This is a genomic window from Nitrospirota bacterium, from assembly GCA_040755395.1.
Lineage (GTDB): Bacteria > Nitrospirota > Nitrospiria > Nitrospirales > Nitrospiraceae > DATLZU01.
Map to the genome: position 1 here is coordinate 18,687 of JBFMAX010000010.1, position 19,238 is coordinate 37,924.

The window sequence follows — 19,238 nt, forward strand, 5'->3', positions numbered from 1 at the left end:
CCTCTTAGCTATTCGCTACCGGCTACTCGCTTCCCGCTCATTTCCCAAAACTTCGCGTACTTGATGAAGGTGTAGTAGGCGTACAGTCCGGACAGAATGAGCCCCGGCATGCCGTCCAGAACTCCCGCTCGGCCGATATACATTTTCAGGAACGTGAACACCGGATGGGTCACCAACTGGTGAGGACGGAATCGCCGGCCCTGCTCGGCCATACGGCGCGCCATCAAGTCGGAGTAGCGGTCCTGCTTGAGCAGATAATGGTCGATATCCCGGAAGGGGTATTGGAGCACGTGCTCCTTGAGATAGCCGATGCGGCCGTTCAGGTCGAAACTTTCGTGGACGGCCTCCTCCCGATAGCGCAACCGGTCCTTGCGGAAGAGCTGCGGTTGGCGGTAATCGGGGTACCAGCCGCCATGCCGGATCCAGCGGCCGAGAAAATAATTCTTGCGCGGCACGAAGTAGGCGTCGGCCTCTGGGCCTCGGGCGAGCAAGGCCCGAATTTCGTCCCGGATCTCCGGCGTGGCGCGTTCGTCGGTGTCGAGGCTGAACACCCACTCATGCGAGGCGTGCGCGACCGCCTCGTTGCGCAGCCGCCCGAATCCCGTGAACTCATGCTGATAGACCTTGTCGGTGAACTCCCGGCTGATCTTTTCGGTCGCGTCGGTGCTGTGGGAATCGACGACGACGAGTTCATCCGCCCACCGCACGCTTTCCAAACAGGCGCGCATATTCGGCTCGTCGTTATAGGCGATGATGACCGCCGAGACCTTGGCGCCTCCGGTCGTCACAGCTTGTCCCCCAACTCGCTCCATGACCAGATCCGGTTCTGATCCAGCAGCCGGTTCGTGCTTTCGTACAGGCCCATGAGCCGCCGGTATTTGGCCGCGATGGCGGGATCGTCCGCTGCACGGCGCGCCTCGTATTTGTTCAAGGCGACATCGGTTGAGATGAGCGCTTCGGTCCGCAGCGAATAGAACAGGATGCCTTCCCGGTCGGCGAGGCCGATCATATCATCATAGACGCTGCTGAGGAACGCGAAGTTCTCGGCGAGACAGTCGATCACCAGGGCGCAACTGAGGTCTCTGCCGAGGAACGGCGCGACCGCCGGCGTCAAGCCGTTCAGCGCCAGGATCGTCGGAGCGAGATCCACTTGACTGGCTACGGACGATACCGTTCTGGGGCGATACCGATCCGGACTTCGCAGCGAGTCCTCCATCCAGATGAAGAGCGGCGCGGCAAAGTGGCCGCCTTGTTTTTCGAGCTCGGTTCGTCCGACCGCCTCGTGACGCCCGTGGTCGCCGAGCAGGAAGACTACCGTGTTGCGCAAGAGCTTGTCTTTCAGCAGCCCGTGAAAAAGCGTTCCAGCTCGACATCCGTATAGCGCAGCGCCGCCACGTACTGATCCGGTTCCTCCCACAGCCCCCGCACCTCCGGATGGGTCTGGGGCACTGTGAAGGGATGATGGTGCGTTCCGAGCGTAGAGCAACCACCAAAACAGCAGCGTCAGGCGAAGGGAAGCGAACAGGTGATGAGCGGGCCCGGTCATCGGCGCAGCACTTTTTGATAGACCTGTTCTAATTGGTCCAACATACGATCCAGTGAATACGTCCGCTCGACCAGCGCCCGCCCCTGTTTTCCCATCCGCTTGCGCAGCGCGGAGTCCTTCAGCAGGAGTTCGATGCGGTCCGCCAAGGCGCGGGCATCGCGCGGAGGCACGACAAAACCCGTCTCCCCGTCCACCACGACGTCGGGAATCGAGCCGACCGTCGTGGACACGACCGGCAGCCCCATCGCGAGGGCCTGCATCAAGACCTGGGGAATCGTATCCCCTTCGACCGACGGAATCACGAACAGGTCGAGCGACCGGAAGACGTTCAAAAGGTCGTCGCGGAACCCCAACATCTTCACCGCGCCGGTCAACCCCCGAGACTCGATGCGCGCCCGGATCGCCTGCTCCTCCGGTCCTTCGCCCACGATCAAAAACGTCGCGTCTGAATGGCGCGGGAGGACACGGGCAGCCGCGTCGATGAAATAGTCATGGCCCTTGTAGGTGCGCAAGTAGGAGATGAGCCCGACGAGCTTTTGGCCGCCGGGCAGGCCCAACTCGCGTCGCAAATCGCGATCCGGCGGCGCCGGCCTGAAATACTCCACATCCAACCCGATCGGAAAGGCCGCCACCCGGTCGGCGGCGAGCCCGTCCCGCTCGATCAACGCCCGCCGCGTCCGCTCCCCGCCCGTCACGATCACCATGTCGATCAGGCGGCGGTACAAGAGGCGTGTCGTGAAGTTGTTGTTCAACGGCGTGGAAATGTGGCGGATCCGGATGACCTTCGGCCTGCGATGGACCAGCCTGGCCGCCAGCCCGCCGATCCAACTGTCGCGCGAGCTGTTCACTTGCAGGACCGCCGGACGCTCCCGCAGGATGAGCCGCCGGAACGCAAGCATCGCCGCCGGGTAGTGTGACCGCTTCATGGTCACCGGCTCGACCGGCAGCCCCTTCCGGCCGGCCATCCCGGCGATCGGGCTGCCCGGTTCCAGGATGAGCCGCAGATCGTGCCCGCGTTTCCGCAGGCCCTCCGCGTGGAGCAGCACCGCCGATTCCTGCCCACCCACGGCCGTGCTGGATTCTGCAACCAGGATCTTCACGACGTTGAGTGTGCCGGCCTAACCAGTACGCGTTCGCGCACAGCGGCCAGGACCTGATGAGGAGCAATGCCGGTGAGACACTCCAGATGAACCCGATTGCGGCAAACCCGACTGAAACAGGGACTGCAGGGGACCGCTTGCGTCAACACGGCGTGTCCGGTCCCGTATGGTCCCGTCCGCACAGGACTGGTCGGGCCGAACAGCGCCACGACCGGCGTGCCGACAGCCGCCGCCACGTGCATGGGCCCGGAGTCGTTCGTGACCAGCAATGCGGCCGCCTCGAGCAGCGCCGGCAAGAGGCCCGGATCAGTCTGCCCGGTCAGATCGACCGGAGCGGTCTGCATCAGGGCTTTCAGCGATTCCGCATCGGTCCGCTCGTCCGGCCCGCCGATCAACACCACTCGCCCGGCTCCTTCGCGCTGCAGTTCATCGGCCACGGCCGCGAAGCGATCCAGAGGCCAACGCTTGGTCGGCCACCTGGCCGAGACGTTCATCGCAATCCAGCTCTCACCGGGCACGAAGCCGTGCGGACGCAGGAGCCGGTTCACCGCTTCCTTGTCTTCAGGTCGAATCCGAAACCGAGCCGGCGGAACCGGTCGGACCGTCGCGCCCAGTGCCGCCGCCGCCAGGAGATAGCGGTCTACCGCATGCATGTCGGGCGTCGGGACCGGCACACGAATCGAGTAGAAGAGGGGACTGCCCTCGCGTCCGTTGGCGAAGCCGATCCTCGTCGAACATCCGGTCAGCCGAGCCATCGCCGCGCTCCGAAAGAGCCCTTGGAGATCCACCACCAGATCGAACGCGGCCGCTCGCAGGGCCGACACCTGCGAGAGCCAACCCGCAAGCCCGCCCTCCACCGGCCACACCTGATCGACCCCTTCCGCTCGTTCCACGATACCCTCCCATTGTCGCTTCACCAGCCAGGCGATGTGGGCCTGAGGGTATCGGGCCCGCAGCGCGGCCACCGTCGGCAGCGCATGGACGATATCACCCAGCGAGCTCGGCTTGATGATCAGGATGCGACGGTACTCTTGCATGACGTTCATCGTGAACGGGACCCGTTGCTCCGCAGAATGCAATGGGTGCCCTCGTGAATCGTGAACTTCCTTGTAAATAGCCAACAGCTCGCAGCAAGCAGCGAACAGCTTCACTCCCACCTTGCCCCTCCTCCTTCAAGGGGGAAGGCCTTGGGGAGGGGGATTTTCATTCTGCAGGGTGGCCCGAAGGACCGTGACGACTGTGAAGGAATTGAGCATATAATTGTGTCAGACGGTTAACGATTAACGGTTAACGAATAACGGGCCTTGGCATCTTCGAAAATCCAGTCAGCCGCTTCTGCCAACGAGGACGCAACGTGATCAGGTGAGATTCCTTCTCGTTCAAGCTGACTCAGGGCCTCCCGGCCGGTCGGACCGCTGGTCACCAGGACGCTGCGCGCGCGGACCCGCCGCGCCAACTCGATGTCCCGTTGCTGGTCTCCAACCACATAGGCGCGCGAAAGGTCCAGCCCCAACTCGCGCACAGCCCGTTCGACCATCGCCGTGTTGGGTTTCCGGCAGGCGCACCCGTCATCCGGATGGTGGGGGCAGAAATAGAGGGCGTCCACTGCGACCCCCTCGGCTCGGAGCAATGCTTGCAGCTTGGCGTGAACCCCGTCCAAGTCCGCCAACGTAAAGATTCCCCTCGCCACCCCCGATTGATTGGTAACAATGACCAGACGGGCGCCGGCTCGCTTGAGACGCGCCAAGGCGGATCCGACGCCCGGCAGCAGTTCGACCTCTTCCGGCGACTTGAGATACCCGGTGTCCTTGTTCAGCGTTCCGTCGCGGTCGAGGAAGACGGTGAAGCCGGAAAGAACGTTTGTTTGGTTGCCTTGGCTTCCAGACGAACCAGATAAACCAAATAAACCGGATAAACGTTTCAACTGTTGCGCTGCTGCGTTGTAGACCGTCTCTGCCGTCACGCCCGTCATGCAGCGGTGGTCGATCGGACATTCGCGGAGCAGACAGGGCGCGCAGTCCACCGGATGTCGAAGGAGACTATGTCCGGTTCCGAAGGGCGCCGTCGTCCGCCAGTCAGTGGGACCGAAGATCGCCACCACGGGCACGTTGAAGGCCGCGGCGATGTGCATCGGCCCCGTGTCATTGGTCAGGAAGAGCCCGCAACGTTTCGTCACCGCCATCAGTTCTCTCACGGTCGTCCGGCCGGACAGGACGACCGTGGTCGCGCGGATCAGGCCGGCGATCGTCCGCCCCAACGCTTCCTCTCCCTTTGCCCCGACGATGGCCGCTTTCATCGGTCTTCCGATCCCCGGACCCTGTTCCTCGATCAGCCGATTCACCGTCTCGGCGAAGCGCTCCGGCAGCCACCGTTTGGCGCCTCCGTACGTCGAACCGGGGTTCACACCGATCAGAAAGTCCGACGGCAAGATGCCGCCGGCCGCCAACCGCTCGGCCATCGCCGACTCTTCTTCGCGCGACAGAAATACGCGCGGCGCGTCCGGCTGTCCCCAACATCCCAACGGTCGGAGGAGGTCCCAGTAATACTCGACTTGGTGCTTCACCTTGGCCCGGGGCGTGGGGGTGATCGGATCCGAGAGTAAAAATCCCCGGCCGTCCGTCGCGTAGCCGTAGCGACGGGGAATCCCGGCCAGAAAGCTGAGCAGCGCAGCCTCGAAGGCGTTCTGAAACAGAATCGCCAGGTCGAACCGGTGACGGCGCAAGACGCCAGCCAGCGTCCATTTGCCTGACAAGCCGGCATGGCGCCCGCGGTCATCATAGACCAGCACTTGGTTCACGGCCGGATGTCCCTTCAGCAGCTCCGCGATCGCCGGCTTGACCAGCAGGCTGATCGTCGCCTCGGGGAACAGGTTCCTAACCGCACGGAGCGCCGGTTCGCACATGACGGCGTCGCCGATCCAGTTGGGACCGCGGACCAAAATTCGCCTGACGGCGACGTGAGGCGTGACGCATGAGGCGTGACGCGTGACAGGATACGTTGTCATGACCCGTGTCCCCCTCCCGTTACCCCGCTACCCCGTTCCCCCTAACAGGAGCCGCTCCAGCCGTTCCTGTCCATCGACAATCTCGGTCCGCAGCCGCACCGCCCAGCAGTGATCATCCCGCCTGAGCAGGGGCGCCACTTTTCCTGCATCTTTCTCGGTGGTGATCAGCATCTCGACGCCGGACTGCCGGGCGCGTCGGCGAAGGTCTTCTAAATCGGTCCGGCTGTAGGCATGATGGTCCGGAAAGACGACCGTTTCGGCCAACTTAAGACCCAGCCTTTCCAGCAATGCGTGAAAAGAGGCCGGGTGTGCAATGCCGCTGAACGCGACGGCGGACGTTCCGGCAAAGCGACCCGGTTCCTCCAGCTTGCCGGTCGCCACATTGACCAGCTTGTCGGGTTTGAACGACACCCGGATCGGCTTTTCGGCCGGCCCGCCGGCCCGGCTGATACGCTGCAAGGCCTCTTCAGCACCGGCGCCCTCATCCGCTCGCGTCAGCAGCAGCGCGGTGGCGCGGGCCGCGGCTGTGAGCGGTTCGCGCAGCCGGCCGGCCGGAAACACGGCCCGCAGCCCTTCGGCATCCGTGGCATCGATCAGCAGGAGGTTGACGTCCCGATGCAAAGTCAGATGTTGAAACCCGTCATCCAGCACAAAGCAGTCGATGGGGCACTGCTCCAGCACCCATCGACCCAGCGCATATCGATCCGCGCCTACCGCCACAATCGCGGTCGGGCACCGTTTCGCAATCAAGTAAGGTTCGTCTCCGGCTTCCGCCGGGCCGGCCAAGAGATGTCGGCCGTCCGACACCAGCACCTGCGACGATCGGCTCCTTCGCCGGTAGCCGCGGCTGAGCACCCCTACTCGCTGCCCCTGTGCCAACAACCATTCGACAAGGAAGATCACGACCGGCGTCTTCCCGGTTCCCCCGACAGTCAGGTTGCCTACGCTGATGACCCGGCACGGGAGTTTGCGTGTGGGAAGCCAGCCGTATCGATAGAGGGATGCGCGGATCGCGGAGACTGCGCCGTATGGCAGGGCCAAGGTCTGTAGCAGGAAGTTCGAGGTTCGAAGTTCCAGGTTCGAGGTTGTCGAATTGGCGGCCGATGGATTCCATCCCCTGAAATCGAACCTTCGGTGAAACTTCATCCCCAGCATCTCGGCCCTCACAGGGAAACCCCGACTTGCTTCTCTGTTGAACTTCGAACCTCGAACCTCGAACGTTCTTCATTCCCGTCGAGAAGAGTCCCTATCAGGTCGAGGCTGCGGTCAAGGGCCCCGCGGTTCGCGAGGACCGCGCGCTGCGCCGCTTCGCCCATACGCACCAGACTCGTTCGGTCATCGAGCTGCGCGGCCAGCTCGGCGGCGAGTTGTTCCCCGTCGCGCACCTGCCGTCCTCCGCCAGCCTCTATCAGCAGATCGGCCACTTCCTGGCAATGATCCGTGTAAGGACCGAACCACACCGGCTTCCCCCAGACCGCCGGCTCGAGGAGGTTGTGCCCTCCGACATGGATCAACGTGCCGCCGACAAACGCCAGGGTGGCGAACCGATAGACGGTCGCCAGTTCCCCGCGGGTGTCCAGCAGGATCACGCGCGGTCCGGCTGTGGTCGTGTTAAATGGGCTCGCCGGATCGGCGCCGAGCCGGCTTCGCCTGATGACCTCCAGACCCTTGCCCCGGATCATCGTTTCCACCTGCGGCGCCCGTTCGATGTGACGCGGCGCCAAGAGAAGCACGAGCGAAGGGAACCGGCGAAGCAACGTCTGATAGCAGGCGATGAGCTGTTCTTCCTCGCCGGGATGCGTGCTCCCGGCCACGAAAAGTTCCTCGCCTTCGGCGAGGCGCAAGACATCGCGGGAGAGGGAGCCGTTCGCCGGCACCTCCGGCAGGGGTTGGTCGAACTTGATGTTGCCGGTACGGCGCACCCGGGCCGGATCGGCTCCCAGGGCGATGATGCGTTCGGCGTCCCGATCGGACTGCATGAGACAGAGGGTGACGGACTCCAGCATGCGGCGATACAACGGGCGGACCAAGCCTATCCGTTGCCGTTCGAATGAACGGGACGACACTCGGCCGTTGACGAGCACCGTCGGCACGCCGCGCCGCCGGAGCGCCCGCAACAGATTCGGCCACAGCTCGGTCTCGATAAACAGGTAGAGGCAAGGATCGAGGCGATTCACGAAGGCCGACACCACCCAGGGAAAGTCGAGCGGGGCATAGCGATGCTCAGCGATGCCCGCCAACCGCTGCTCCACCGCTTCGCGTCCCGTCTCGGTCACGGTGGAAACAAGAAGCCGATGTTCCGGATAGCGGCGAGCCAACTCACGGACGAGGGGCACAGCCGCCGTCACCTCGCCCAACGACACGGCATGGAGCCAGATGACTGGTTTGTTTGGTTGGCCTGGTTGAGAACCCATTGCACCAAATGAACCAAACCAACCGAGTCGTTGCGGCAATCCTCTCCGGCATCGCTTCTTGGCCAGCAGAATGAGCAGGATCACCGGAGAGGCGAGGATCAGGAGGACCTTGTAGAGGAGATACCACATTGTCAGATGTGATGCGTGACGCGTGACGCGTCGAGTTCGTGCCTATCACGCCTCACGCATTACGTTTCACGCATCACGCCTTCCGCTGTACGTCTTCATCCGCTTCCGCGGTGAGCCGGTTCAGCGCCGCTTCCAGTTCGGCACGCTTCACTTCCAGGTCGGAATCGGTCGCATCAGCCGCCACCCAGATGGGCTGTCCCCACCGAAACAGCCCGCGCCCGAATGGAAGCGGGAGTTCGAAGCGATCCCAGCTTGCGAAGACTTTTTTTTTGAGCAGCTAAAGGCCACCGGCACGATCGGCAGGCCGGTCGCCTTGGCCAGTTGTACCACGCCGAGCTTGGCCACATACCTCGGCCCTTTCGGCCCGTCCGGCGTGACGGCGAGATCGGCGCCCGAGCGCCCCACCCGGATCAATTCACGCAAGGCCGCCGCCCCACCCCTTGTGCTGGATCCCCTCACGAAGCGTGCGCCGAACCGCTCGACAATCCGCGCGATGAGCTCGCCGTCGCGATGCCGACTGACCAGGGCGTACACGCCGGAACCTCGGTACGCGAGGGGCATCATGAGCTGGCGGTTGTGCCAGAACGCAAAGATGACGTGACGGCCCTCTCGGTGCAGCTTCTCGACGACCTCAGCTCCCTCATACCTGATCCTGATGAGAACACCCAGTGTCCGGATCAGCCAGGCGCCGATCGGCGGGAAGAGCGCGAGCTTGAGCCAGTTGAACATCGTGAATCGTGAACCGTTATTCGTTAATCGCAAAAGCGCCCTGGATTTCCGTCTCTCATGTTTTTCGTTTAACGAATCACGTCTTCACTCTGGAACTGCATCGCGTGGAGCCGTTTGTACAGCCCGTTTTGGCGGAGCAGGGTCTCGTGCGGGCCGATCTCGACGATCCGGCCCCGGTCCAACACGACGATCCGATCCGCATTTTGGATCGTCGAGAGCCGGTGGGCGATCACCAGCGTCGTGCGGTTCTTCATCAGGTTGGAGAGCGCCATCTGGACCACGCGTTCCGACTCCGTATCGAGCGCCGACGTGGCTTCGTCCAGAATCAGGATCGCGGGATCGCGCAAAATCGCCCGCGCGATCGCCAATCGCTGGCGTTCGCCACCGGACAGCTTGACACCGCGTTCGCCGATCAGGGTCTCGTAGCCGGAGGGCAGCCGCTCGATGAACTCGTGGGCATAGGCCAGCTTGGCGGCCTGAACGATCTCATCCTTCGTCGCATCCGGCCGGCCGTAGGCGATGTTCTGGGCGACGGACTCGTCGAACAGCACCACGTCCTGCGACACGATTCCGATCTGCGCCCGCAGCGATCGGAGCGTGCAGTCTCGGATGTCCACTCCGTCGATCAGAATCCGACCTTCGGTCGGCTCGTAAAAGCGAGGCACCAAGCTCACGAGCGTGGTTTTGCCGCTGCCGCTGCTGCCGACAAAGGCGACCGTCTCGCCGGCCCGAATCGAAAGGTCGATATCGGACAGCGCGTCCAAGCCGTGCCGCTCGTAGCGAAAGGTGACGCCTTTGAATTCCAACGCGCGCGCGATGGGAGACAGCTCGACATGTCCGCGGTCCCGATCCTGTTCGGTGTCCAGATCCAGCACTTCGAACACGCGTTCGGCCGCGGACAGCGCCTGCTGGATGGTGTTGTTCGCCCCGGAGAGCCGCCGGATCGGCGCATAGGCCATGAACATCGCCGCGAGAAACGAGAAGAAGGCCCCGGGCGTCATGGCGTCATGAATCACCAAGTACCCTCCGTACCACACGATACCGGCCACTCCGATAACGCCGATGACCTCCATGTGGGAGGATCCGAGGGATGAGACCTGGATCGCCTTCATCGTCGTCTGCAAGAACGCTTTATTGCTGGCTCTAAAGCGAAGCGTTTCGGTCTCCTCCCGCCCGAACGCCTTCACCATCCGGATACCCGCCAAGGATTCCTGCAGCAATGACGCCATGTCGCCGATCCGCTCCTGTCCCCTCGTCGCCAGATTCCGCAGCCGCTGGCCCATGCGAACCATCGTGTAGGCGGAGAGAGGGATGACGACGATCGAGAGGGCGGCGAGTTCCCAGTTCTGATAAAAGATCACGCCCAGCATCGCGACGAAGGTCAGGCCTTGCTGGAAGACATCCTTCAGCACCCCCGCCACCGCGTTGGCCATCAGGTTCACGTCGTTGATGACGCGCGACACGAGCCGGCCGGACGTATTGGCGTCGTGAAATCCGACGGGCAGGCGCAGCAGTTGCCCGAAGAGCGCCTGGCGGATATCCGTGATCACCTGATTGCCGACGTAATTCATGAGATAGTTTTGCCCGTAACTGAAGACGCCCTTCAGCACGGCCACGGCCAGAATGGCGAGCGGCAGGACGATCAGCAACGTCTCGTCCTTGTTGATGAAGATGCCGTCCAGGACCGGCCGCACCAGCCAGGCATAGGCGCCGGAAAGTCCGGCCACCAGCGCGGCGCAGACGAACGCCGCCGCGAGCCGGACCCGGTAGGGCTTGAGATAGCCGATCAGCCGGAGAAACTGCTTCATACGCGACACTCCGACAGCACCACTTCGGCGGCGCGGCGCGACGCCCCCGGCTCACCCAGCGACTGCCTGACCGCGCGCAGCGCGGCCTTCATCTCATCATACGCGGTCATGTCGGTCAGCAGGCGGACCGCTTCCCGGTTCAGCCGTTCAGGCGTTGCATCCTGTTGAATCAGTTCCGGCACGATCTTTCGTCCCGCGACGAGATTCACCAGTCCGATGCAATCGACCTGGATCAGGGCGCGCGCGATCCAATACGTCAGCCGGGGAACCCGGTACAGGAGGATCATCGGCGCGCCGATCACCGCCGCCTGGAGCGTCGCCGTTCCGGAGGCGACGAACAACAGATCCGACGCCGCCATCACCTCGTTGGCCTGATCGCGCCGGACCCGTACGGTCACCGCCGCGTTGGTTAAGAGTTCCCGAATCAAATTATCCTGGATCGAGGACGCCTGAGCCAGCAGAAACTCGACTCCGGGCCGCTCGGACGCCAGACGCCGGGCCGCCTCCAGCATGACCGGCAACAGCGACCGGACCTCTCCCTCCCGGCTTCCCGGCAGCAACCCGATCACCGTTCCCGCCCGATCGACGCCGAACCGTTTGCGGAGCTCCGCCTGATCCAGGGCGGGGGCCACGGCATCCAGCAGGGGATGCCCGACGAAGGTACAGCGGACTCCGGCCCGGTGATACAGCGGCTCTTCGAACGGCAGAATGACCACCACATGGTCCACCCGTCGCTGCATCCATTTGATTCGGCGGGGCCGCCAGGCCCAGATCTGCGGCGCGATGTAGTACAGGACCCGCAGCCCCGCCGCCTTGGCCACGCGCGCGAAATGCAGATTCAGGCCCGGGTTGTCGATCAACACGACGAGATCGAAGGATTCCGTGCGAAGCACGCGCCGGACGGCCAGGATCCGCCGGAGCATGACCGCGACGGCCGACGGACCGATCAGACCGATGATGTCGAGATGCGGAACGCCGGGCACCAGTTCCACCCCGGCTGCCCGCATGGACTCCCCGCCGATGCCCAGAATCGACAGGCCGGGGTCCAGCGCTTTCAGCGCCCGAGCCAGATTGGCCCCGTGCAGATCGCCGGAGGCTTCGCCGGCAATGATGAGGATGCGCGGCATGACAGAGCCGTTATTCGTTAATCGTTACACGTTAAACGGGAAGAAAAGAGGAATGAATGCTGATCGTCTTTCACGGTTAACGAATAACGTTTCACGCTTCACGCGTTCTCGTGGCGCCGCATGAATTCGCCGATCGCCTCCAGAATCTTATGGGCCAGCTCCAGCGCGGCGGCCCCGTCCTCGCCGGACACGACGGGGCGTGACCCGGTCGAAACGGCCTGCAGAAAGGCCTCGAGCTGTAGTTTGAGCGGTTCCTCATCGCTCCCCTGGACGTTCTGGATGTCGAGCGTCGGCCGTTCACCCGGCTTCGTCACCCGCCGGCAGATCATCCCCTGGCGTGAGGAGAAATCGACGGAGACATACCTGTCGCGCTGAAAGACCCGCAGACGCCGCATCCGGTTCATCGACACCCGGCTGGACGTCAAATTGGCCACACAGCCGCTGCCGAACACGATCCTGGCGTTGGCGATATCGATGTTGGGCGAAAGCACCGGCACGCCGGCGGCCCGTATCTCTTCCACCGGACCAGGTTCGAATGAAAGGACCAAATCCAGATCATGGATCATCAGATCCAGAACAACGTCGACGTCCGTGCCCCGTTCGCCGAACGGGCTCAACCGGTGACATTCGATGAACCCCGGCCGGCCGATCGAGGATTGCACGGCCTGCATGACCGGATTGAACCGCTCGATGTGGCCGACCTGCAGGAGACAGCCGTGCTTCCGCGCCAGCTCCACGAGGTCGCGGGCCTCGCCCGGCGTGACGGCGATCGGTTTCTCGACGAGCACATGCTTGCCCGCTTCAAGACAGGCCTTCACCACGGCGTAATGCGCCGACGTCGGCACGGCCACGCTGACCGCATCCACTTCCTTGAGCAACCGCTCACGATCGAGGAACGCCCGCACGCCATAGCGCTCCGCGATCACTCGGGCCCGTTCCGGATTCACATCCATGACGCCCGCGAGCGTCGAGCCGGCCAGGCTCGCATACAGGCGGGCATGATGCTGGCCCAGATGGCCGACTCCGATGACGCCGGTGCGTAGCTTCCGCATAAACCCCGTTACTCGTGAAGCGTCAACCGTTAACCGTGAAGGCGAAGTGTGTCTTAGTGTGTCTTTATGGAGTGTCATCCCGGTTAACGAATAACGTTTAACGATGAACGTCTCCGTACAGCCCGACGATCGCGATGCCCGCTTGCTCGGCCATGCGCACCGTGTCCTCCCGGTCCAGGAGCACGCTCTTGCCCGCCTCCAGCGCGAGCACCGCGGCTTTCACCGACTCCATGACCTCGATCGTCCTGGGGCCGACCGCCGGCAGGTCGAAGCGAAGATCCTGCTGCGGCTTCGAGCGCTTGACCACCACCGCGCCCTCCTTGGCCAGTTCGCCTCCACGGCGGATGGCGCCGTCGGTCCCCTCGATCGCTTCGACCGCTACGACCACCCGGTCCTTCACGACGACGCACTGGCCGATGTCGAGTCGGCCGATCTCCCGCGCCACCTCCCAGCCGTAGCGCACGTCCTCCCATTCCTTTGTGCTGGGCTTCCGTTTGGTCACCGAGCCTTCTTCGACCAGGATGCCCTGCAGGCCGAACGTCGATTCCCGGATCGTGATCCCTTCGCTCTCCAACTCGGCCGCGATGCCTCGGAGGATGTCGTCGTCCTTCCATCGCGCCAACCGGGTGGCCAGCGCCAACGCGCGGAAATCCGGCCGCACCGCGGTGAAGACGTGCGTCTTGCTGATGCCTCCCAGCATGACGGCCTGCCGCACGCCGTCTCCCTTCAGCGCGTTGATCAGCTTGTTGAACTGGCCGATCTTGATCCAATGGATCCGATCCACATGCTTCGCCAGTTCAGGGTCCGTCTCGCCCTCGTGCGCCACGGCCGAGACGGCGTAGCCCTGCTTCCTGGCGTTCTCGGCGAAAATGATCGGAAACCGGCCGTTGCCGGCGATCAATCCGATGCGTTCCCCGTGTCCCATGATGTCCTGTTCAACGGCGGGACGATCCCCGCCCCTATTCGTCCTCGTGCTCGTGCTCGACGTCGACCGAGCGGCAGATGCCGCGCTTGGTACCTTCCATGAACGCGACGACCTCCATCACATCCTTGCTGTCCTTGAACTGCTCGCGCGCCAGCTTGACGGCTTCGGCCATGCGATGGCCGGTGCGGAACAGCAGGTCGTATGCACGCTTGAGAGTCGCGATCCGGTCGCTGGAGAACCCGTGGCGTTTGAGCCCGATGTAGTTGATGCCGTACATCCGCGCCCGGTAGCCGCCGGCCGCCCGCATGAACGGCGGCAGATCCTGGCCCAGCGCCGAACACCCGCCGACCATCGCGTAGGCGCCGATCCGCACGTATTGATGAATGCCGGACAGGCCGCCGATGATGGCATGGTCCCCGATGGTGATGTGGCCGGCCAGGCTGGCGGCGTTCGCCAGGATCAGATGGCTGCCCAGATGGCAATCATGGGCGACATGGACGTAGGCCATCAGGAAATTGTGATGGCCGATCGACGTGAGGCCGCCGCCCTGGGCCGTCGCGCGATTGACCGTGACGTATTCGCGCAGGATATTGTCGTTCCCGATGACGACGCGGGTCGGCTCGCCCTTGTACTGCAGATGTTGCGGGGGACCGCCGATCGAGGCGAACGGAAACAGCTCGCACCGCTCGCCGATCTCCGTCCACCCTTCCACGCACACGTGCGACATCAGCCGCGTGCCGCGCCCGATCTTGACGTGCTCGCCGACGACGCAAAACGGTCCCACGACGACATCCTCGGCCAGCTCGGCCTTGGGATGCACAACTGCGGTCGGATGAATGTTCACTCGTGTACCTCCCGTTAATCGTTAACCGTTATTCGTTAACCGCCTTGGGTGCGCAGACCTTGCGCTTCACGTTTAACGTTTAACGATTCACGTCCTCCGTTTTCTCTTCCGTCACCATCGCGGTCAATTCCGCCTCGCAGACCAGGTCCTCTTCCACGTAGGCCTTGGCCCGCATCTTCCAGAACGGCGGCCGCTTCTTGAGCACTTCGACCTCGAATCGCAGTTGATCGCCGGGAATGACCGGCTTGCGGAACTTGGCGTGATCCACCCCCGTCAGATAGACCACCGGGCGCCCGGTTTGCGCCAGGGATTTGAAAGCCAGCACGCCGCCCACTTGGGCCATCGCTTCGAGAATGAGCACGCCGGGCATGACCGGGCGGTTCGGGAAATGCCCCTGAAAGAACTGTTCGTTGATCGTGACGTTCTTGATTCCGACGACCCGCCGGTCCAATTCCAACTCGCGAATCCGGTCCACCAGCAGAAACGGATACCGGTGCGGGAGCAAGGTTTGGATGTCCACGTTCTCCATCGCTGCCATTTCCGCTGCCTCCTCAGCTCGGTTCAAGAAGGTTTATTTGGTCTATCGTGTGTCTTTGGTGCGGAAGCATCTCGATCCGGCCGACCCAATAAACCAAACGAACTACATGAACCAAACAAACCGGTGTTGCTACCGGTTCTGCCGGTCGAACTCCTTGACCACTTTGTCCGTCAGATCGAGCCCCGGCTGATGATAGATGACGATTTTGATGTTGGCTTCGTTGCCCTTATCCAGCACGGCGGCGTACCCTTCCCGCTCCGCGACGGCCAGCGCGGCCTTCTGGATCTTCTTCGAATATTCCGCCACCATCTCGCGCTGCTTCTCCTGCACCTCGCGATTGAACTCCTGCACGCGACGCTGATAGGCCTCGAATTTCGCGCGCAGCAGTTCCTGCTTTTCCCGTCTGGCAGCCTCGCTGAGCGTGTTGTTCGGGTCCTGGAGGGATCGTTCGATCGACTTCAATTCTTGATCGTCGGAGTCGACGATTTTCTGGCGGGTTGCGGAAAAGCTCCGCAGTTCTTCCAGGGCCCGTTTCCCCGTTTTGGACTTTTCCATGACGACCTGCTGGTCGATCACCGCCACTTTGAACGACTCCGCCGCCGACGAACAGCCCGACCAATGTTCCAGCAACGCGATGCAGACCACTACCGGCAGAAGAGGTCCCGGCTTCATCCTCCGCCCCTCATCGATTCCGTTCACGCTTACTCGCACACCATGTCCCCGTTTCATCCTGGAGCTTGATCGTGGAAGAGCGAGAGGCAAGGGGCTCGGGGCGAGGGGGAAGAGACTCCGACCTCTAGCCTCGGGCCTCGGGCCTATCGGTTCAGAACAGCTTACGGAAATTCTTTATTGAACTCCTGGATGACACGGTCCGAGATATCGACGGACGCGTCGCTGTACACCGTCGGCCCGCCCCGCCCCTTTTCGATCACCACCTGCAAGCCCAACTGCTTGGCGACTTTGGCCGTCACCGTCTCGATTTTCTCGCGGAACCCGTCCAGGACATCCTTCTGTTTCTCCTGCACTTCCCGGTTCAACTCGGCGGCCTTTTGCTGATATTCGGCCATGCGACGACGAAACTGCTCTTCGCGTTCCCGCTTCGCCGCCGCGCTCAGGACACTGGCCTGTTTGACGAAATCCTCTTCCATCCGCCGGAGCTCTTTCTCGTCCAATTCGATGAGCGCCTGCCGATTTTTCGTGAACGTCTCCAGGGATTCCTTGGCTTTCTTGCCCGCGGACGTCTCGTTCAGGATCCGTTGCGGATCGATGACGCCCACGCGGCCTTCCGGCTGCGTCCCCGCTGCCGCGCACCCGACGAGCGCCGCAAGCGCGACCGTCGTGACTGCAAGTCCCGCGGCCCGGCGACAGCTCGCCCGCACCGCCGGCTTGCCGTCCCCCGCCGGACTTTCCCGCCGATCTCTTTCAACGTTCACGCTCACCTCCCTATGGACACGCATCAGAAGAGTGACCCGATGGTGAACTCGAAGACGCCTTTTCGCTCGAACGGTTTCGGATCCAGGTTGATCCCGTAGGCGGCCCGCAGCGGACCAAACGGCGAAATCCATCGGGCTTCGATCCCTGCCGCCGGCCGCAGATTGAACGAGAGCCGCTCGTCCTCGCCGGTGTTTGGGTCGCCGAAGCCCTTGCCGTAATCGAAGAAGATGACGCCGTTCAGCTTGGCTTCCGACGAAATCGGGAAAATGAAGTCCACGTTGAAAATGAGCTCCTTTGAAGCGCCCAGCAGAAATCCGTCCGGAGTCACCGGGCCGGCCCGGCCGAAAAAGAATCCTCTCACGGTGTTGATGCCGCCGACGAAGAATCGCTCCGTCAACGGAATGGGCTTTCCCCCGAGCCCTTCGACGATTCCGAACCGCGCCCGAAGCGAAATCCGCGTGTCGAACGGCAGCGGCGTGTATTTCAGGGTATCCAAGGCGAATTTGTAAAAGTTGTTGGTCCCACCCAGGTAGGGCGTGCCGAGGGACACATCGACGCTGTGGCGCCAGCCGGTGCGCGGATCCAAATAATAATCGCGCGTGTCGCGGGAAAGCCCGAAGCGAAATCCCGTGGTGCTCTGAGTCCCAAACTGGTCCCTGATGAACTGCGGGATATTCGTCGTGAAACCGAAGATGGACCCGGCGCTGGCGGTTCCTCCGAACGGGTTCAACGTATTTTGAAACGTGTTCGGATCGTCGTAGCGAATGATCTCCGCCACGGGGGTGAAATACCCCGAGATGTATTCGGAAAACCACCGTCCGAACGTCGCGGAGACCCCGCGTTTCTCCTCGAAGAACGTGCCGAACAGCGTTTGGGTTGAATACACATCCAACTGGAGCGAGGTCAGCGAATCCTGGATGTAGGGATTCCGGAAGCTGATCAGGCCGATGGAGCGGAGCTGTCCCAACTGGCCGCGGATTCGGCCGGTATATCCCCGGCCGCCGAGATTCCCCTCGGTGATGTCAGCGATCAGGACGAACCGGTCCAACGTGCTGAAGCCGCCGCCGATACTGAACATGCCGGTCGATTTCTCTTTCACTTTGACATCCAAGTCGACTTTGTCCGGTTCCACCTGCGTCGGCAGAATTTCGACGGTCTCGAAGTAGTTCAAATTGTTCAACCGCTGAAAGCTCCGTTTGATCGAGACGGTGTCGATGACGTCCTGTTCGTCCAGGCGCAATTCCCGCCGAATGACGTTGTCGCGTGTCTTGTCGTTGCCGGTGATGTTGATCCGCCTGATCCGCATCATCTCCCCTTCCTTGATATGGAACAGGATCGTGGCGGTCTTCTCTTGATTGTCGGGCGTCACCGACGGGCTCACGTCGGCGAACGCGTACCCTTTCGCCCCGTACATGTCCGTGATCCGCGTGATTTCGTCCCGAATCTTCGCCCGCTGAAAAATCTCACCGGGCGTAATTTTCAGACCCGCGCGCAACTCCGGATCCTCGAAGACGGTGTTGCCGCGGAAGCCGACCTCTTTCACCGTAAACGGCTCGCCTTCGACGATCCCATAAGTGACCGTAAACCACTTCTTGTCCTCCGACAACTCGACGGTCGGCATCCCGATCTGGACGTTCAGATAGCCCTTGTTCAGATAGACCTCTCGTATGCGCTCGATGTCGTTCGCGAGTTCCTCGCGCTTGAGAATGCCGGCATCCGACAAGAACGAGGGGAGCTTGAATTGCGTGAACAGGCCGTACCACGGAACCCATTCACGGGTGGCCATGACCTTGAAGAGTTCGTCTTTCGACACGGCCCTCATGCCGTCGAAGACGACCGTCTTGATGCGGGCCTTTTCCCCCTCTTTGATAAAGAACGTCAGGCGCTTGCGGTCTTCATCCAGCGTCTGAATGACGGGAATCACTTCGGCTTTATAATAGCCGTCCTCTTGGTAGGTCTGCCTGATCTTCTCCGCGCTTTCTTTTGCCTGCTGTTGATCCAGAAACGACTGGCTCTTGATGGTGATTTTTTCTCTCAGCTTGTCTTCGCTCAGATTCTCGTTGCCGTCGAACACGATCTCGGTGATGAAGGGTTTCTCCCGGACCACGAAGACCACCAAGAACCCGCCCGGGACCGATTCGGTCTCCACCTGAACGTCTTCGAAAAATCCGGTCTCATACAGGATTCTGACCTGATTGCGGATCGCTTCCGGGGTATAGGGGTCGTCGACCTTCAGCGTAATCCGACCGCTGATCGCCGCCGCCTCGATCCGCTTGTTGCCCCGCACCTCGATGGATTTGACCAGCGGGATCGCCTCCTGGGCCGCTCCGTTCGTCGCGAAGACCAGGAGGCAGAAGACCGGCAGCAGAGGACCGGCTGCGCTCCACTGAGGTCGTTTCCTTTCGATCACCGGAGCCCTTCCCGATCATCCGGGTGCTCCGGCATCCACGCAACGCCCGCCGCATGCCGAGCGGCTCCGCGGAGTTGAGCGCCGGACGCGTAGACGCTTGCGGCGGCGAGCAAACTCCTCTTCAATCGTCCCTCCATCGACGCCAGACCTCAAAGGCGTTGAAAAACTTGTGAATTAT

The 19,238-nt window shown here is 62.5% G+C and carries 17 protein-coding genes; all 17 read right to left on the minus strand.

The window, feature by feature from the left end:
* Nucleotides 1-8: 8 nt before the first annotated feature.
* The gene (locus tag AB1555_13995) at nucleotides 9-812 is read right to left on the minus strand and encodes a glycosyltransferase family 2 protein (protein MEW6247805.1); all 804 of its coding nucleotides are present in this window, start codon (nucleotides 810-812) and stop codon (nucleotides 9-11) included.
* The gene (locus AB1555_14000; protein MEW6247806.1) at nucleotides 785-1,327 is read right to left on the minus strand and encodes a sulfatase-like hydrolase/transferase; all 543 of its coding nucleotides are present in this window, start codon (nucleotides 1,325-1,327) and stop codon (nucleotides 785-787) included. Before AB1555_14000 ends, AB1555_13995 begins: the two co-directional genes overlap by 28 nt.
* Nucleotides 1,328-1,542: 215 nt before the next feature.
* Entirely contained in the window at nucleotides 1,543-2,646 is a 1,104-nt protein-coding gene (locus AB1555_14005) for a glycosyltransferase (GenBank protein ID MEW6247807.1), read from the minus strand.
* Nucleotides 2,643-3,683 (minus strand): lipopolysaccharide heptosyltransferase II, encoded by a 1,041-nt coding sequence (gene waaF / locus AB1555_14010; GenBank protein ID MEW6247808.1) that lies wholly within the window; start codon nucleotides 3,681-3,683, stop codon nucleotides 2,643-2,645. Before waaF (AB1555_14010) ends, AB1555_14005 begins: the two co-directional genes overlap by 4 nt.
* Nucleotides 3,684-3,919: 236 nt before the next feature.
* Nucleotides 3,920-5,650, minus strand: coding sequence for a lipopolysaccharide heptosyltransferase II (waaF, locus tag AB1555_14015; protein MEW6247809.1), 1,731 nt, complete (start codon nucleotides 5,648-5,650; stop codon nucleotides 3,920-3,922).
* Nucleotides 5,651-5,677: 27 nt separating this feature from the next.
* On the minus strand, nucleotides 5,678-6,796 hold the full coding sequence (gene lpxK, locus AB1555_14020) for a tetraacyldisaccharide 4'-kinase (protein ID MEW6247810.1): 1,119 nt from the start codon (nucleotides 6,794-6,796) through the stop codon (nucleotides 5,678-5,680).
* 17 nt (nucleotides 6,797-6,813) lie between these two features.
* Entirely contained in the window at nucleotides 6,814-8,193 is a 1,380-nt protein-coding gene (locus AB1555_14025; GenBank protein ID MEW6247811.1) for a 3-deoxy-D-manno-octulosonic acid transferase, read from the minus strand.
* Between the two features lie 147 nt (nucleotides 8,194-8,340).
* Nucleotides 8,341-8,922 carry a lysophospholipid acyltransferase family protein gene (locus tag AB1555_14030; GenBank protein MEW6247812.1) on the minus strand — a complete coding sequence of 194 codons (582 nt, stop codon included), beginning with the start codon at nucleotides 8,920-8,922 and terminating at the stop codon, nucleotides 8,341-8,343.
* Between the two features lie 68 nt (nucleotides 8,923-8,990).
* Nucleotides 8,991-10,730, minus strand: a complete 1,740-nt coding sequence (gene msbA, locus AB1555_14035; protein MEW6247813.1) for a lipid A export permease/ATP-binding protein MsbA — start codon at nucleotides 10,728-10,730, stop codon at nucleotides 8,991-8,993.
* Entirely contained in the window at nucleotides 10,727-11,857 is a 1,131-nt protein-coding gene (gene lpxB, locus AB1555_14040) for a lipid-A-disaccharide synthase (protein ID MEW6247814.1), read from the minus strand. The genes msbA and lpxB overlap by 4 nt, the downstream gene beginning before the upstream one ends.
* Nucleotides 11,858-11,955: 98 nt before the next feature.
* Complete coding sequence (locus AB1555_14045) at nucleotides 11,956-12,909, minus strand: Gfo/Idh/MocA family oxidoreductase (protein MEW6247815.1); 954 nt, start codon at nucleotides 12,907-12,909, stop codon at nucleotides 11,956-11,958.
* A 97-nt stretch (nucleotides 12,910-13,006) separates the two neighbouring features.
* Entirely contained in the window at nucleotides 13,007-13,834 is an 828-nt protein-coding gene (gene lpxI, locus AB1555_14050; protein MEW6247816.1) for a UDP-2,3-diacylglucosamine diphosphatase LpxI, read from the minus strand.
* A 34-nt stretch (nucleotides 13,835-13,868) separates the two neighbouring features.
* A complete protein-coding gene (gene lpxA / locus AB1555_14055; GenBank protein ID MEW6247817.1) occupies nucleotides 13,869-14,678 on the minus strand; it encodes an acyl-ACP--UDP-N-acetylglucosamine O-acyltransferase in 810 nt (269 codons plus the stop codon).
* Between the two features lie 79 nt (nucleotides 14,679-14,757).
* Complete coding sequence (gene fabZ, locus AB1555_14060) at nucleotides 14,758-15,216, minus strand: 3-hydroxyacyl-ACP dehydratase FabZ (GenBank protein ID MEW6247818.1); 459 nt, start codon at nucleotides 15,214-15,216, stop codon at nucleotides 14,758-14,760.
* Between the two features lie 129 nt (nucleotides 15,217-15,345).
* Nucleotides 15,346-15,888: an OmpH family outer membrane protein gene (locus tag AB1555_14065; GenBank protein MEW6247819.1), complete on the minus strand. Its 543-nt coding sequence runs from the start codon at nucleotides 15,886-15,888 to the stop codon at nucleotides 15,346-15,348.
* 161 nt (nucleotides 15,889-16,049) lie between these two features.
* Nucleotides 16,050-16,649, minus strand: coding sequence for an OmpH family outer membrane protein (locus tag AB1555_14070; GenBank protein MEW6247820.1), 600 nt, complete (start codon nucleotides 16,647-16,649; stop codon nucleotides 16,050-16,052).
* A gap of 23 nt (nucleotides 16,650-16,672) precedes the next feature.
* Nucleotides 16,673-19,060 (minus strand): outer membrane protein assembly factor BamA, encoded by a 2,388-nt coding sequence (gene bamA / locus AB1555_14075; protein ID MEW6247821.1) that lies wholly within the window; start codon nucleotides 19,058-19,060, stop codon nucleotides 16,673-16,675.
* Nucleotides 19,061-19,238: the final 178 nt, after the last annotated feature.

What these genes read in the sequence shown, in the direction of transcription:
- AB1555_14025 (MEW6247811.1), bottom strand. Translation starts at nt 8,193, where the DNA reads ATGTGGTATCTCCTCTACAAGGTCCTCCTGATCCTCGCCTCTCCGGTG.
- msbA (MEW6247813.1), bottom strand. Translation starts at nt 10,730, where the DNA reads ATGAAGCAGTTTCTCCGGCTGATCGGCTATCTCAAGCCCTACCGGGTC.
- AB1555_14045 (MEW6247815.1), bottom strand. Translation starts at nt 12,909, where the DNA reads ATGCGGAAGCTACGCACCGGCGTCATCGGAGTCGGCCATCTGGGCCAG.
- AB1555_14030 (MEW6247812.1), bottom strand. Translation starts at nt 8,922, where the DNA reads ATGTTCAACTGGCTCAAGCTCGCGCTCTTCCCGCCGATCGGCGCCTGG.
- fabZ (MEW6247818.1), bottom strand. Translation starts at nt 15,216, where the DNA reads ATGGCAGCGATGGAGAACGTGGACATCCAAACCTTGCTCCCGCACCGG.
- waaF (MEW6247809.1), bottom strand. Translation starts at nt 5,650, where the DNA reads ATGACAACGTATCCTGTCACGCGTCACGCCTCATGCGTCACGCCTCAC.
- lpxK (MEW6247810.1), bottom strand. Translation starts at nt 6,796, where the DNA reads ATGAAGTTTCACCGAAGGTTCGATTTCAGGGGATGGAATCCATCGGCC.
- AB1555_14065 (MEW6247819.1), bottom strand. Translation starts at nt 15,888, where the DNA reads ATGAAGCCGGGACCTCTTCTGCCGGTAGTGGTCTGCATCGCGTTGCTG.
- AB1555_13995 (MEW6247805.1), bottom strand. Translation starts at nt 812, where the DNA reads ATGGAGCGAGTTGGGGGACAAGCTGTGACGACCGGAGGCGCCAAGGTC.
- lpxB (MEW6247814.1), bottom strand. Translation starts at nt 11,857, where the DNA reads ATGCCGCGCATCCTCATCATTGCCGGCGAAGCCTCCGGCGATCTGCAC.
- lpxI (MEW6247816.1), bottom strand. Translation starts at nt 13,834, where the DNA reads ATGGGACACGGGGAACGCATCGGATTGATCGCCGGCAACGGCCGGTTT.
- waaF (MEW6247808.1), bottom strand. Translation starts at nt 3,683, where the DNA reads ATGCAAGAGTACCGTCGCATCCTGATCATCAAGCCGAGCTCGCTGGGT.